Raw genomic sequence first — 13,520 nt, 5'->3', positions numbered from 1 at the left:
TCAGACCGCGCCGAGCACCGAGTGCCGCTCGATGACCGCCTCGCGACCGGGGCCGACGCCGACGATCGAGATCCGGGCACCGATCCGGGCCTCGACGAACTCGACGAAGTCCTGGGCCTCCTGCGGAAGGTCCTCGAACTTGCGGCAGCCGGAGATGTCCTTCTTCCAGCCGGGCAGGGTCTCGTAGATCGGGACCGCGTGGTGGAAGTCGGTCTGGTTGACCGGCATCTCGTCGTGCCGGACGCCGTTGACCTCGTAGGCCACGCAGACCGGGATCTCGTCGAGATCGTCGTAGTTGTCGAGCTTGGTCATCGCGAAGTCGGTGACCCCGTTGATCCGCTGCGCATAGCGGCCGATCACCAGGTCCAGCCAGCCGATACGGCGCGGGCGGCCGGTGGTGGTGCCGTACTCGTGACCGACCTCACGCAGGTAGTCGCCGAACTTGTCGTGCAGTTCGGTCGGGAACGGGCCCTCGCCGACCCGGGTGGTGAACGCCTTGAGCACGGCCACCACGCGGTCGATCCTGGTCGGCGGGATGCCGGCACCGGTGCAGGCGCCGCCGGACGTCGCGTTCGAGCTGGTCACGAACGGGTACGTGCCGTGGTCCACGTCGAGCAGGGTGGCCTGGCCGGCCTCGCAGAGTACGACCTTGCCGGCGTCGATGGCCTGGGACAGCTCCAGGGCGGTGTCCGCCACGTACGGCCGGAGCCGCTCGACGTACGACAGCAGCTCCTGGACGACGTCCTCGACCTTCGCCCCGGTCCGGTTGTAGATCTTCGACAGCACCTGGTTCTTGAAGCCCAGGGCGGCCGTGACCTTCTGCCGCAGGATCGACTCGTCGAAGAGGTCCTGCACCCGGATGCCGACCCGGTTCATCTTGTCCGCGTAGGTGGGGCCGATGCCGCGGCCGGTCGTGCCGATCCGGCGTGAGCCGAGGAACCGTTCGGTGACCTTGTCCAGAGTGCGGTTGTACGAGGCGATGACGTGCGCGTTCGCGCTGATCCGCAGGCGCGACGTGTCGATGCCGCGGGCCTCGAGTCCGTCGATCTCCTGGAACAGCACGTTGAGGTCGACGACTACGCCGTTGCCGATCACCGGTACGACCCCCGGGGAGAGGATCCCGCTCGGGAGGAGGTGGAGTGCGTACTTCTCGCCGTCGATGACGACGGTGTGGCCCGCGTTGTTGCCACCGTTGAACTTGACCACGTAGTCGAGCCGGTCACCCAGCAGATCCGTGGCCTTACCCTTGCCCTCGTCGCCCCACTGGGCGCCGACCAACACGATCACCGGCACTTTTAGATATGCCTTTCCCCAAGGTCGTACCTGGAGGAGCCCGGGTACTGCCGAAGTTTACGCGACGGCCACCTAGGTAGGATGGGCCGTCGTGCGCGTACTTCTGATCGGCTCCGGTGGGCGCGAGCACGCGCTCGCCGTCGGGCTGTCCAACGACCCGTCCGTCGACTTCCTGGCCGCCGCGCCGGGCAACCCGGGTATCGCCCAGGTCGCCGAGCTGCACGACGTCAAAGCCACCGATCCCGCCGCGGTCGCCGCGCTCGCCGTCGAGCTGAGCGCCGACCTCGTCGTGATCGGCCCAGAGGCACCGCTGGTGGCGGGTGTCGCCGACGCGGTACGCGCCAAGGGCATCGCCTGCTTCGGGCCGTCAGCCGCCGCTGCCCGGCTGGAGGGCTCCAAGGCGTTCGCCAACGAGGTGATGGCCGCCGCCGGCGTCCCGACCGCCCGCTCGTTCGACTGCTCCTCCGTCGCCGAGGCCAAGGCAGCCCTTGAGGAACTCGGCACGCCGTACGTGGTGAAGAACGACGGGCTGGCCGCCGGCAAGGGTGTGGTCGTGACCGACGACCTCGAGGAGGCCCTGATCCACGCCGAGGCGTGCGGCAAGGTCGTCATCGAGGAGTTCCTGCCCGGCCCCGAGGTCTCGCTCTTCGTGATCACCGACGGCACCGCGGTCGCCCCGCTGATGCCCGCGCAGGACTTCAAGCGCCTGCTCGACGGTGACGAGGGCCCCAACACCGGCGGGATGGGCGCCTACGCCCCGCTCGACTGGGCCCCGGCCGACCTGACCGAGCGGGTACTGCGGGAGACCGTCGAGCCGACGCTCGCCGAGATGCGCAAACGCGGCACCCCGTTCAGCGGTCTGCTCTACGTCGGCCTCGCGCTCACCCCGGACGGCCCGAAGGTGATCGAGTTCAACGCGCGCTTCGGCGACCCGGAGACCCAGGTGGTGCTCGCCCTGCTGGACACCCCGCTGGCCGGGCTGCTGAACGCCGCCGCCACCGGCACGCTCGCCGATCACGGGCCGCTGGCCTGGAAGTCCGGCGCGGCCATCACAGTCGTCGTGGCCAGCCACAACTACCCGGGTGTGCCCCGGACCGGCGACGTGATCGAGGGCGCCGAGCGGCCCGGCGTCATCCACGCCGGGACCGCCCGCAACGCTGACGGGGCGCTGGTCTCGGCCGGTGGCCGGGTGCTCAGCGTCACCGCGACGGGCGCCGACCTGGCCGGCGCCCGCGAAGCGGCCTACGCCCTGGTCGAGGGCGTCCGTCTGGACGGGGCCCAGTACCGCACCGACATCGCGCTGCGTGCCGTCGAGGGACGCATCACGCTGTGACGAGCGCCGGCCGCGTGGCGTCCCGCAGCAGCGTGACCGACAGCCACAGGACGCCCGCGGACCCGGCGACCAGCCCGCCCAGGTAGGCCCATTCCGGGACCGAGGTACGCAGCGCGGCCGTGCAGAGGCCGGCGACGTACAACGTGAGCGCGCCGCGTGGCAGCACGCCGGCGCGCCACGACGCGATGCCGAAGAGCAGCACGCCGACCATGAAGACGAGGGCCACCACCAGGAAGTACGGCCGTCCCGGCCCGGTGAGCACCGCCTCCCGGGCCGCCGGGTCCAGATACTGCAGGACCGCGTGGGTGAGGAACTCGATGGCGAAGAGCCCGCTCAGTCCCAGGTGGTTCAGCACGAACCCGGCCAGGCCGAGCCGTCCGGCCTCGCGCCGCTGACACAGGTAGAACGCGGTCAGGGTGAGCAGCAGCAGGGCGGTGGCCGGCGGAGCGAGGGCGTGGGTGAAGGCGTTCTCCGGAATCAGTCCGGCCCGGCGGGCGACGGCCACCAGGGTGAGACCGCCACCGGCGAACCCGGCCAGGGCGGCAAGACGATAGAGCAAGCGGTCGGACACGGTACGGCTCCTTCGTTCCAGCGGATGCCGGAAACGTTGGCGCGACCACCCCGGCCGAGGACAGTGCCGCGTGGCGCCTCTCTCCCCGCCGCGACGTCCGAACGGCACATGACCTGTGGCCAGACATCAGTCGCGGCGGTGGTCCGGCCGGGTGGCGGTCACCTAGCGTGGCGTCATGGCTGTGGATACTCCGCCGCTGCGCTGGATGGCCTCGCTTCTCTATGTCGCCGTCATGCTCACCGGCCTTTACTACGCCGGCGCGGGCCTGGCCCCGGACTGGTCCGGCGGCGAGCTCGCGCTCTTCGTCGGTGGCCTGGCCGCCCTGCTCGTGGTCGAACAGGTGGACTGGAGACGGCCACGGACCCGGCGCTGGTCGGTCGGGTTGCTGCTGGTCCGGATCGTGCTGCTGGAGGTCGTGAACGCGGCCGACGGTGCCGGGTTCTCCCGCGCCCTGTTCGTACTGGTGCCGTTCTTCGCGTACTTCTGGCTGGGCCGGTCCGCCGGGATCGGGTTCGCGGTGTTCTATCTGGTGATGGCGCTGACCCGGGCCAGTACGGTCACCGGCGGCCGGACCGATCCGCAGGTCGTCTCCGAGCTGTTCATGCTCTTCATCGGCCTGGTCCTGACCGTTGCCACCGCCGCGGTCGCCGTCGAGCAACGGCGTAGCCGATTGCAGGCGGAACGGCTGGTGGAGGAGCTGACGGCGACGCAGCAGCGGGTCGCCGAACTGAGCGCGGCGAGTGAGCGGAACCGGATGGCCCGCGACATCCACGACAGCGTCGGCCACCACCTGACCGCGATCGGCGTGCAGCTGGCGAAGGCCGAGGCGTTCCGGGAGCTGGACCCGGCGACGGCGGATCGTGCGGTCGCTGACGCGCGCCGGGCGGCGGCACGTGCCCTGCGGGAGGTCCGCGAGTCCGTCGGCGCCCTCCGAGCCGAGCCGTTCTCCCTGGCCACCGCTTTGTACGCGCTTGTCGAAGGGCTCGACGAACCGGATTTCCGGGTGGTCCTCGATCTCGGCGGCGCGGAGAACTTCGGCGGTCCGGAAAAGCTCAGCGGCGCGGAGAAGCTCGGCGAGGCGGAGAACTCTGGCGGCCCGGCGGGGCTCAGCAGCCCGGAAGGGCTCGGTGGCCGGGACGTGCTCAGGCGGGCCGGCTCGGAGGCGTTGTACCGGGTCGCTCAGGAGGCGCTCACCAACGCCCGCCGGCACGCGGACGCCGGTCTGGTCCGGGTGGCGGTCCGCAGCACCGGGGACCACGCGGTGCTCGAGGTCGAGGACGACGGGCGCGGCTTCGAGCCGGAGGCCACCTCGGGCGGCGGCCTGAGCGGGATGCGGGAGCGTCTCGCGGCGCTGGGCGGGAGCGTACGGGTGGAGTCGCGCCCCGGCCACGGCACGCGGATCACCGCGAGCGTCCCGGCAGCGGCCCGATGACCGACGAGCCGGTGCGCGTGCTGGTGGCCGACGACCAGGCGCTGATCCGGGAAGGCATCGCCTCGCTGCTGGGCATCGAGCCGGGCATCGAGGTGGTGGGCACCGCCGCGGACGGTCGCGCCGCGGTGGAGCTGGCCCTGGCGACCCACCCGGACGTGGTGCTGATGGACGTCCGGATGCCGGTTCTGGACGGCCTGCGGGCCGCGGAACTGCTGCGGGAGCGGCTGCCGGCCTGCCGGGTGCTGATGCTGACGACCTTCGACGACGAGGAGTACGTCGTCCGCGCGCTCCGGGCCGGCACCGGCGGCTACCTGCTGAAGGACCTGCCGCCGAAGGACCTGGCACGGGCGGTCCGGCTGGCCCGGGCCGGTGTCGACCAGCACGACAGCGCGGTGCTGCAGCGGCTCGTCACGGCGCTGGACCGCGGCTCGGTGCCGACGACGCCACGGACCGACCTGACCGAGCGGGAACAGGCCGTCCTGCGCCTGATCGCCCGGGGTGCCACGAACCGCGAGATCGCTACGCGACTGTTCGTAAGTGAGGGGACGGTCAAGAACCACGTCTCGAACATCCTGTCCCGGCTGGGGCTGCGGGACCGGACCCAGGCCGCCATCTACGCCCGCGACCACGGCCTGCTCTGACCCCGGGCCACCACACCCCCGGCCGGCTCTGACCGCTGTCTCAGCGCTGCTGAGACAGCGGTACCGCGCAGCCGGGGCTTTCAGCCCTTCGGGATGTTGAAGAGCTTCGGGATGGTGGTGGCGAGAGTGACGTCGCCCTTGGTCTTGATCTTCCCGGTCATGAACAGCATCACCGGGTTGCCGGTGCCGGAGACGATCTTGAGGAAGGTCAAGCCGTCCATGGTCATTGCGAGCTTCGGCTCCCGCACGGGGGTACTCGTCACGGTGCAGGTCGCGTTCTCGATCACCGTCTCGTAGGTGTCCGAGGCGCCCTGGGGGCCGCCGGTGATGATCCAGTGGATCACGGTGGCGGTGTCGCCGGCCCGGTCCGCGCGGAAGAGGGTGGGCATCCGGTTGAAGACCTCGTCGAGGATCTTCGTGCGCTTCTCCGAGGCCATCACCTCAGTGATCTTGGAGTCCGGCGTCGACTTGACGAGCTGAGTGAACTCCTTCGGGCCGATCGCGGAGAGCGCCTCGGGGCTGAAATCAGTCATCGCTAAGCCTTTCGAAATGCCGGTTTACTCGTCGGTAACTTCAGCGAGATTGCCGCGTGTCCGTGCAGTGTGCCACTCCCAAACAACCATTGGACAGTCGGGGCGGCGTATCCCTAAACTGCCCAACATGTCTTTGGGAGATGGCGAGACGGCTGCGCTCCGAGCGCTGGCCCATCCGGTCCGGCTGCAGATCATGTCGCTGCTGACCGGCGCCGAGATGACCGCGGCCGAGGTCGCCCGCGAGCTGGGGCTCACCCATGCCAACGCCAGTTACCACCTGCGCAACCTTCTCTCCGGCGGACTGATCGTGGTGGCCAGCGAGGAGAAGATCCGCGGTGGTGTGGCCAAGAGATACCGGTACGACGTACACAGCGAGCCCCGTACACCCTGGTCCGACGAGCAACGCCGCGCCGCGCTCGCCACGCTCGCCCACGAGTTGATCCGGCGCAGCTCGGACGCCCGCTTCGTCGAGGGCGCCGGCCAATACGCCGACGGTGACTTCTGGGTCGACCCCGACGTGTGGCTGGGCATCCGCGACCGGATCTCGGCGGCCGTCGAGGACCTGCACCGGGCCGCCCGGCCGCCACGCACCCCCGGCACCGTTCGCACCAGCACCACGGTGGCGATGTTCCAGCTGCGACAGGAGGAGGCGGAGTGAACGCGCTCGCCCCCCTGCGTCATGTCCCGTTCCGCTTCCTGCTCGCCGGCCGGACCGTCAATGCGCTCGGCAACGCGATCGCGCCGATCGCCCTGGCCTTCGCCGTCCTCGATCTGACCGGTTCGACCCGGGATCTGGGCCTCGTCGTCGGCGCCCGCAGCCTGGCGAACGTGCTGTTCCTGCTCTTCGGCGGGGTGCTGGCCGACCGGCTGCCACGCCACCTGCTGATGGTCGGGTCCAGCGTGGCCGCCGGGGCGGTGCAGGCCGTGGTCGCCGCCCTGGTGCTCACCGGCAACGCGACGATCCCGCTGCTGATCGCGCTGTCCGTGGTCAACGGCATGACCAGTGCACTCGCCCTGCCGGCCAGCGCGGCACTGCTGCCGCAGACCGTCGACGAGGCGGTGCGGCTGCCGGCCAACGCCCTGCACCGGATCGCCATCAACGGCGCCCTGGTCGGTGGCGCCTCGCTGGCCGGCGTGCTGGTCGCGACCACCAGCCCGGGCGTCGGCCTCGCCGTCGACGCGGCCACCTTCCTCGTCTCCGCGCTCTGCTTCGCCGGGGTGCGGGTGGCCGCGCCCGCGAAGCCGTCCGGCGAACGTCCGAACGTCTTCGCCGACCTGCGGATCGGCTGGTCGGAGTTCCGCTCCCGCACCTGGCTCTGGGTGGTGGTGGCCGGATTCGCGGTTCTCAACGGCGCCTGGAGCGGCGGGTTGTACGTGCTCGGGCCGGCCGTCGCCGACGAGACGATCGGCCGGCAGGCGTGGGGTCTGGTGCTCGCCGCCGAAACCGTCGGCATGATCGTCGGCGGCCTGCTGGCGATCCGGCTGCGGGTGCGCCGGTTGCTGCTGGTCGGCGTGGTGAGCTGCTTCGGCATGGCTCTCCAGTTGTTCGTGCTCGGTGTCTACCCACGTCTCTGGGCGCTGCTGGCCGTGTCCTTCGTGGCGGGGGTGATGCTGGAGCAGTTCGCGGTCGCCTGGGACACCACGATGCAGGAGCACGTGCCCGCGGATCGGTTGGCGCGCGTCTACTCGTACGACATGGTCGGCTCTTTCATCGCGATGCCCGTCGGTGAGGTGGCCGTCGGGCCGATCGCCCATGGGGTGGGGCTGGAAGCGACACTGGTCGGCGCCGGGGCGGTGGCCACGGTGGCCGTGGCCGGCATGCTCACCAGCCGTGATGTCCGCACCCTGCGTCACCGGCTGCCGGAGGACCGGCCCCAGGCCGTGACAGAATCGGTCCCGTGACCATCCCGAACGTGCTCGCCGCCCGGTACGCCTCCGCCGACCTCGTCACCCTCTGGTCCCCGGAGGAGAAGATCCGGATGGAGCGCAAGCTCTGGCTGGCGGTCCTCAAGGCCCAGCGTGATCTCGGTGTGGACGTGCCGGAAGGTGCCGTCGAGGCCTACGAGGCGGTGCTCGACCAGGTCGACCTGGCGTCGATCGCCGCACGCGAGCGGATCACCCGGCACGACGTGAAGGCCCGCATCGAGGAGTTCTCCGAGCTGGCCGGCTTCGAGCAGATCCACAAGGGAATGACCTCCCGCGACCTCACCGAGAACGTCGAGCAGCTGCAGATCCGGGCCTCGCTCGAACTGATCCGTGACCGCGTGGTGGCCGCGCTGGCCCGCCTGGCCGCGCTCGCGGTCGAGCATTCCGACCTGGTGATGACCGGCCGCTCGCACAACGTCGCGGCGCAGGCCACCACGCTCGGCAAGCGGTTCGCCTCGGCCGCCGAGGAGCTGCTCATCGCGTACGAGCGGCTCGACGACCTGATCGGCCGTTACCCGCTGCGTGGCATCAAGGGCCCGGTCGGTACCGCCGCCGACCAGCTCGACCTTTTCGACGGCTCCTTCGAGAAGGCCGCGGACCTGGAGAAGAAGGTCGCTGAGCACCTCGGCTTCGCCCGGGTGCTGTCCAGCGTCGGCCAGGTCTACCCGCGCTCGCTCGACTTCGACGTGGTCTCCGCGCTCGCTCAGATCGTTGCGGGCCCGTCGTCGCTGGCCACCACGATCCGTCTGATGGTCGGCCAGGAACTGGTCACCGAAGGCTTCAAGCCCGGCCAGGTCGGCTCCTCGGCGATGCCGCACAAGATGAACACCAGGTCGTCGGAGCGGGTCAACGGTCTTGCGGTGATCGTCCGCGGTTACCTGTCGATGGTCGGCGAGCTGGCCGGCGACCAGTGGAACGAGGGTGACGTCTCCTGCTCGGTGGTGCGCCGGGTGGCTCTGCCGGACGCGTTCTTCGCCGCCGACGGGCTGTTCCAGACGTTCCTCACCGTGCTCGACGAGTTCGGGGCGTACCCCGCGGTGATCGGCCGCGAGCTGGACCGCTTCCTGCCCTTCCTGGCGACCACGAAGGTGCTGGTCGCGGCGGTGCGCAAGGGCGTCGGCCGGGAGGTCGCGCACGAGGTGATCAAGGAGCACGCGGTCGGCGTGGCCCTGGCCATGCGGGAGAAGGGTGCGGCGGTCAACGACCTCTTCGACCGCCTCGCGGCGGACGAGCGGCTGCGGCTCTCCCGCGCGGAGATCGACTCGCTGGTGGCCGACCGGGCGGCGTTCGTCGGCGCGGCGCCGGCTCAGGTCCAGGCGGTTGCCGCGCGGATCGGCGAGATCGTGGCTCAGCATCCATCGGCCGCCGGGTACGCCCCCGCGCCGATCCTGTGAGTGCGTGCGGAGCCCGGGCGCGCTGTGCACCCGAACTCCGCACACCCCCGTCCGCTAGACGCCGGCCACCGAGGTGATCCACGCCCGGTTGTAGGCGACACTGCCGTAGTACTGGCGGCTCTGGCCGTCCGCGGTCGACGCGACGCCCACCTGGGCTCCGTTGTAGACCTGCGGGCCACCCGAGTCACCACGCCACGCGTTGCCGTTGATGCGGGTGCTACCGATCGCCCGGCCGCCGTACGCGTCGGTCTGGTTGGTCGAGGTGACCCGCACCGTGGCGGTCTTCAGCACGGTCGACGCCGAGCAGCCGGAGTAGCAGGTCATGCCCCAGCCGTAGATGCTGTTGGTCGAGCCGACCGGCGGGTACGCGCTGGACAGCGGCATGTAGGTGGTGCTGACCGAGCTGCTCAGACGCAGCAGGGCCAGGTCGTAACGGGTGGACGAGGACGCCACGGTCCGGGTGACGCCGCCCGAGGTGCGGTTGACGCTGCCGACGCGTACCGACATGGTTCCGCTGACGCAGTGCCGGGCGGTGAGCACGTAGTTCGCCGAGATGATGGTGCCGGAGCAGGTGAAGTTTCCGTTGCTCAGGACCGCGGCGGCCCACGGTGCGGAGGAGACGGTGCCGCCTCCGATGATGTACGGGGTAACGGGCTCGTCGGCGTGGGCTGCGGCGGGGGCGACCAGTGCGGTGACGGCGCCGGCTACGGCGGCGAGGAGTCGAATGCGCACGTCGAGATCTCCTTCTGGGGAAAGTTAATCGAGATCGACGAATGCAAACTAAGCCGGGTTCACCGCCGGCGGCAGAGTCCAATTGATACATATCACTGGGTGATGGGCCGGCAGCGTACGTGCATGCCCAGCTCAAATGACGCTCGGGTCGGGCTGCCGACACCGGCCCCCGGCTCGTGCGCGGGCCCCACCGGGTAGGCTTCGGGCTGCTTACACCTATCAGTCAGGAGTGCCCGTGGCTCGCGTCGTGGTCGACGTCATGCTCAAGCCGGAGATCCTGGACCCGCAGGGTCAAGCGGTGGCGAACGCGCTGCCCCGGCTCGGCGTCACCGATGTCTCTTCTGTCCGCATCGGCCGCCGGATCGAGATCGATTTCACCGGGGAACCCGACCTTGACCGGGCCCGTGAGATCGCTGACAAGCTCCTCGCCAACCCGGTGATCGAGGACTTCGAGATCCGTGTCGAAGGCGCTGCGGCGGAGGTCGCCTGACCATGCGGATCGGTGTGGTCACCTTCCCGGGTTCACTCGACGACGGGGACGCCGCCCGCGCCGCCCGGATCGCCGGCGCCGAGGCCGTCCGCCTCTGGCACGGCGACCCGGATCTGCACGGCGTCGACGCGGTCGTCCTTCCCGGCGGTTTCTCTTACGGCGACTATCTGCGCTGCGGCGCCATCGCCAGGTTCGCGCCGGTGATGGAGTCCATCATCGACGCCGCACGGGGCGGTCTGCCCGTGCTCGGCATCTGTAACGGTTTCCAGGTCCTGTGCGAGGCGCACCTGCTGCCCGGCGCCCTGACCCGGAACCAGCACCTGCACTTCCGCAACCGCGACCAGTGGCTCAAGGTCGAGGCCACCAACACCGCCTGGACCAACGGCTTCACCCCCGGTCAGGACATCCTGATCCCGGTGAAGAACGGTGAGGGCTGCTTCGTCGCGGACACCAGGACGCTCGACGCGCTCGAGGCCGAGGGCCGGGTCATCGCCCGCTACATCAACGGCAACCCGAACGGCTCCCAGCGCGACATCGCGGGCATCACCAACGAGGCCGGCAACGTCGTCGGCATCATGCCGCACCCGGAACACGCCGTGGAGGCGCTGACCGGCCCGTCGCTGGACGGCCTCGGCTTCTTCACCTCAGTCCTGCGCAGTCTGGCGAAGGACGGTCAGCTCGCAGGGGGACAACAGTGACGACGCAGCAGAGTGGCTTCGCTGCGACCGACGTGCTCGCCACCGGCTCCGACGAGCCCGACACCGTCGAGCGGGCGGAGAAGTCTCCGGACGAGTTGCAGCCCTTCGCCGATCTCGGCCTGAAGGACGACGAGTACGCCAAGATCCGCGAGATCCTCGGTCGCCGGCCGACCGCCTCCGAGCTGGCGATGTACTCGATCATGTGGAGTGAGCACTGCTCGTACAAGTCGAGCAAGGTGCACCTGAAGCAGTTCAGCGAGAAGGCCCCGCAGAGCGTACGGATGCTCGCCGGTATCGGTGAGAACGCCGGTGTGGTGCAGATCTCCGACAAGATCGCGGTCACCTTCAAGGTCGAGTCGCACAACCACCCCAGCTACGTCGAGCCCTACCAGGGTGCGGCGACCGGGGTCGGCGGCATCGTCCGCGACATCCTGGCCATGGGCGCGCGACCGATCGCCGTGATGGACCCGCTGCGCTTCGGCGCGGCCGACCACCCCGACACCGCCCGGGTGCTGCCCGGCGTCGTGGCCGGCATCGGCGGGTACGGCAACTGCCTCGGCCTGCCGAACATCGGTGGCGAGATCGTCTTCGACCCGTGCTACCAGGGCAACCCGCTCGTCAACGCGCTCAGCATCGGCGTCCTGCCGGTCGAGCGGCTGCAGAAGAAGGAAGCCACCGGCACCGGCAACATCGTCGTGCTGCTCGGTGCGCGGACCGGCCGGGACGGCATCGGTGGTGTCTCCGTGCTGGCGTCGGCCACCTTCGACGAGGAAGCCGAACAGCGCCGCCCGTCGGTGCAGGTCGGCGACCCGTTCATGGAGAAGCTGCTGATCGAGAGCTGCCTCGAGCTCTACGACGCCGGACTCGTCTCCGGCATTCAGGACCTCGGCGGCGCCGGCCTCACCTGCGCGCTGACCGAGACCGCCGCGGCGGCCGGCACCGGCATGCGGGTCTGGCTCGAGCGGGTTCCGCTGCGTGAGGCCTCGATGTCGCCGACCGAGATCCTGGCCAGCGAGTCGCAGGAGCGCATGCTCCTGATCGTCACGCCGGAGAACCTCGACGCCGTGCTGAAGGTCGCCGAGAAGTGGGGCGTCTGGGCCACCGCCATCGGCGAGGTCACCGCGGCCGCCGCGGACGGCACCCCGGGCCGCCTCCTGATCACCTGGAACGACCACGTCGTCGTCGACGTGCCGCCGGGCTCGCTCGCCGACGACGGCCCGGTCTACAACCGGCCGTTCCGGGAGCCGAACGACGTGATGCTGCTGCAGGCCGACCGGGCCGAGACGCTGCCGCGTCCCAGCACCGGCGACGAACTGCGGGCCACCCTGCTGCGCATGGCCGCGTCGCCGAACCTGTGCGACAAGACCTGGGTCACCGAGCAGTACGACCGGTACGTCCTCGGCAACACGATCATGGCCCAGCCGGAGGACTCCGGCGTGCTGCGGATCGACGAGGAGACCGGCCTCGGGGTGGCGCTGTCCGTCGACGGGAACGGGCGGTTCGCCCGCCTCGACCCGTACGAGGGTGCCAAGCTCGCGCTCGCCGAGGCGTACCGGAACGTCGCCGTCACCGGCGCCGAGCCGGTCGCGGTCACCGACTGCCTCAACTTCGGCTCGCCCGAGGACCCGCACGTGATGTGGCAGTTCGCCGAGGCCACCCGTGGTCTCGCCGACGGCTGCCTGCAGCTGGGCACCCCGGTGACCGGCGGCAACGTCAGCTTCTACAACCAGACCGGCGCCGCCGCGATTCACCCGACCCCGGTGGTCGGCGTGCTCGGCGTCTTCGACGACGTGGCCCGCCGCGTCCCGATGGGCTTCCCGCGGCCGGCCAAGGCCGGTGGCGACCTGCTCTTCCTGCTCGGCGAGACCCGCGTGGAGCTCTCCGGCTCGGAGTGGGCCTGGGTGACCCACGGGCACCTCGGCGGACGCCCGCCGAAGGCCGACCTCGCGGCGGAGCAGGCGCTCGGCAAGGTGATGATCCAGGCGTCGAAGTCCGGCCTGGTCAGCGCGGCGCACGACCTCTCCGACGGCGGCCTGGCCCAGGTGCTTGTGGAAAGCACGCTGCGCCACGGTGTCGGCGCGAAGGTGACCTTCCCGGAGGACGGCAACTCGCCGTTCGTCCACCTGTTCAGCGAGTCGGCCGGCCGTGCACTGGTGGCCGTGCCGCGCGGCCACGACAAGGCGTTCCTTGCCCTCGCGGCCGAGCACGGTGTTCCGGTCACCCCGCTCGGTGTCACCTCCGAGGAGGCGGCACTGCAGGTGGAAGGCCAGTTCACCATCCCGCTGGACGAGCTGCGTGAGGTTTGGTCGGCGACGCTGCGCAACCTGTTCGGCGGCACTGCCGAACTGGTGAACCGGCACGCCGGCGAGGAGGAGGCCGCTCCGGTAACGTCCGGCGAGGTCCGCTCGGTGACGCTGGAACTGAGCCCGCAGGCTCCGGGTGGGCCGATCGCCCCGCCTGCCGACGCCTGATCAGCA

The 13,520-nt window shown here is 70.5% G+C and carries 13 protein-coding genes; 9 read left to right on the top strand and 4 right to left on the bottom strand.

The window, feature by feature from the left end; genetic code table 11:
* Complete coding sequence (locus AB0G04_RS13815; RefSeq protein ID WP_360981786.1) at window positions 1-1,293, bottom strand: adenylosuccinate synthase; 1,293 nt, start codon at window positions 1,291-1,293, stop codon at window positions 1-3.
* A gap of 91 nt (window positions 1,294-1,384) precedes the next feature.
* Here AB0G04_RS13815 and purD point away from each other — a divergent pair, with 91 nt between their 5' ends.
* Window positions 1,385-2,626 carry a phosphoribosylamine--glycine ligase gene (gene purD / locus AB0G04_RS13810; protein WP_360981784.1) on the top strand — a complete coding sequence of 414 codons (1,242 nt, stop codon included), beginning with the start codon at window positions 1,385-1,387 and terminating at the stop codon, window positions 2,624-2,626.
* Here purD and AB0G04_RS13805 read toward each other — a convergent pair.
* Window positions 2,616-3,197, bottom strand: coding sequence for a hypothetical protein (locus AB0G04_RS13805; protein WP_360981782.1), 582 nt, complete (start codon window positions 3,195-3,197; stop codon window positions 2,616-2,618). The genes purD and AB0G04_RS13805 overlap by 11 nt on opposite strands.
* A gap of 175 nt (window positions 3,198-3,372) precedes the next feature.
* On the opposite strand from AB0G04_RS13805, the gene AB0G04_RS13800 reads away from it, so the two are divergent.
* On the top strand, window positions 3,373-4,629 hold the full coding sequence (locus AB0G04_RS13800; protein WP_360981780.1) for a sensor histidine kinase: 1,257 nt from the start codon (window positions 3,373-3,375) through the stop codon (window positions 4,627-4,629).
* Window positions 4,626-5,270, top strand: a complete 645-nt coding sequence (locus tag AB0G04_RS13795; protein ID WP_360981778.1) for a response regulator transcription factor — start codon at window positions 4,626-4,628, stop codon at window positions 5,268-5,270. The genes AB0G04_RS13800 and AB0G04_RS13795 overlap by 4 nt, the downstream gene beginning before the upstream one ends.
* Before the next feature lie 80 nt (window positions 5,271-5,350).
* Here AB0G04_RS13795 and AB0G04_RS13790 read toward each other — a convergent pair whose 3' ends face one another.
* Window positions 5,351-5,803, bottom strand: a complete 453-nt coding sequence (locus AB0G04_RS13790; RefSeq protein ID WP_360981776.1) for an SCP2 sterol-binding domain-containing protein — start codon at window positions 5,801-5,803, stop codon at window positions 5,351-5,353.
* Window positions 5,804-5,930: 127 nt separating this feature from the next.
* Here AB0G04_RS13790 and AB0G04_RS13785 point away from each other — a divergent pair, with 127 nt between their 5' ends.
* From AB0G04_RS13785 to purB, 3 genes are read left to right on the top strand one after another with little or no spacing between them, the layout of a single operon-like run.
* Complete coding sequence (locus tag AB0G04_RS13785) at window positions 5,931-6,461, top strand: helix-turn-helix domain-containing protein (protein ID WP_360981774.1); 531 nt, start codon at window positions 5,931-5,933, stop codon at window positions 6,459-6,461.
* Window positions 6,458-7,705 (top strand): MFS transporter, encoded by a 1,248-nt coding sequence (locus AB0G04_RS13780; protein ID WP_360981772.1) that lies wholly within the window; start codon window positions 6,458-6,460, stop codon window positions 7,703-7,705. The genes AB0G04_RS13785 and AB0G04_RS13780 overlap by 4 nt, the downstream gene beginning before the upstream one ends.
* Window positions 7,702-9,123: an adenylosuccinate lyase gene (gene purB, locus AB0G04_RS13775; RefSeq protein ID WP_360981770.1), complete on the top strand. Its 1,422-nt coding sequence runs from the start codon at window positions 7,702-7,704 to the stop codon at window positions 9,121-9,123. The genes AB0G04_RS13780 and purB overlap by 4 nt, the downstream gene beginning before the upstream one ends.
* Window positions 9,124-9,177: 54 nt before the next feature.
* Here purB and AB0G04_RS13770 read toward each other — a convergent pair whose 3' ends face one another.
* A complete protein-coding gene (locus tag AB0G04_RS13770; RefSeq protein WP_360982281.1) occupies window positions 9,178-9,810 on the bottom strand; it encodes a trypsin-like serine protease in 633 nt (210 codons plus the stop codon).
* 280 nt (window positions 9,811-10,090) lie between these two features.
* Here AB0G04_RS13770 and purS point away from each other — a divergent pair, with 280 nt between their 5' ends.
* The 3 genes from purS to purL are packed head-to-tail and all read left to right on the top strand — an operon-like array spanning window position 10,091 to window position 13,514.
* Window positions 10,091-10,345, top strand: coding sequence for a phosphoribosylformylglycinamidine synthase subunit PurS (purS, locus tag AB0G04_RS13765; protein ID WP_317789226.1), 255 nt, complete (start codon window positions 10,091-10,093; stop codon window positions 10,343-10,345).
* A complete protein-coding gene (gene purQ / locus AB0G04_RS13760) occupies window positions 10,342-11,043 on the top strand; it encodes a phosphoribosylformylglycinamidine synthase subunit PurQ (RefSeq protein ID WP_360982279.1) in 702 nt (233 codons plus the stop codon). Before purS ends, purQ begins: the two co-directional genes overlap by 4 nt.
* 32 nt (window positions 11,044-11,075) lie before the next feature.
* A complete protein-coding gene (purL, locus tag AB0G04_RS13755; RefSeq protein ID WP_360982277.1) occupies window positions 11,076-13,514 on the top strand; it encodes a phosphoribosylformylglycinamidine synthase subunit PurL in 2,439 nt (812 codons plus the stop codon).
* The last annotated feature ends 6 nt before the right edge of the window (window positions 13,515-13,520 follow it).

It is taken from the genome of Actinoplanes sp. NPDC023801 (genome assembly GCF_040639655.1).
GTDB lineage: Bacteria > Actinomycetota > Actinomycetes > Mycobacteriales > Micromonosporaceae > Actinoplanes.
This window is presented reverse-complemented; position numbering and strand designations above follow the sequence as displayed.

Coding starts and splice junctions, on each gene's coding strand:
- AB0G04_RS13800 (WP_360981780.1), top strand. CDS start 3,373: ATGGCTGTGGATACTCCGCCGCTGCGCTGGATGGCCTCGCTTCTCTAT.
- AB0G04_RS13795 (WP_360981778.1), top strand. CDS start 4,626: ATGACCGACGAGCCGGTGCGCGTGCTGGTGGCCGACGACCAGGCGCTG.
- AB0G04_RS13790 (WP_360981776.1), bottom strand. CDS start 5,803: ATGACTGATTTCAGCCCCGAGGCGCTCTCCGCGATCGGCCCGAAGGAG.
- AB0G04_RS13785 (WP_360981774.1), top strand. CDS start 5,931: ATGTCTTTGGGAGATGGCGAGACGGCTGCGCTCCGAGCGCTGGCCCAT.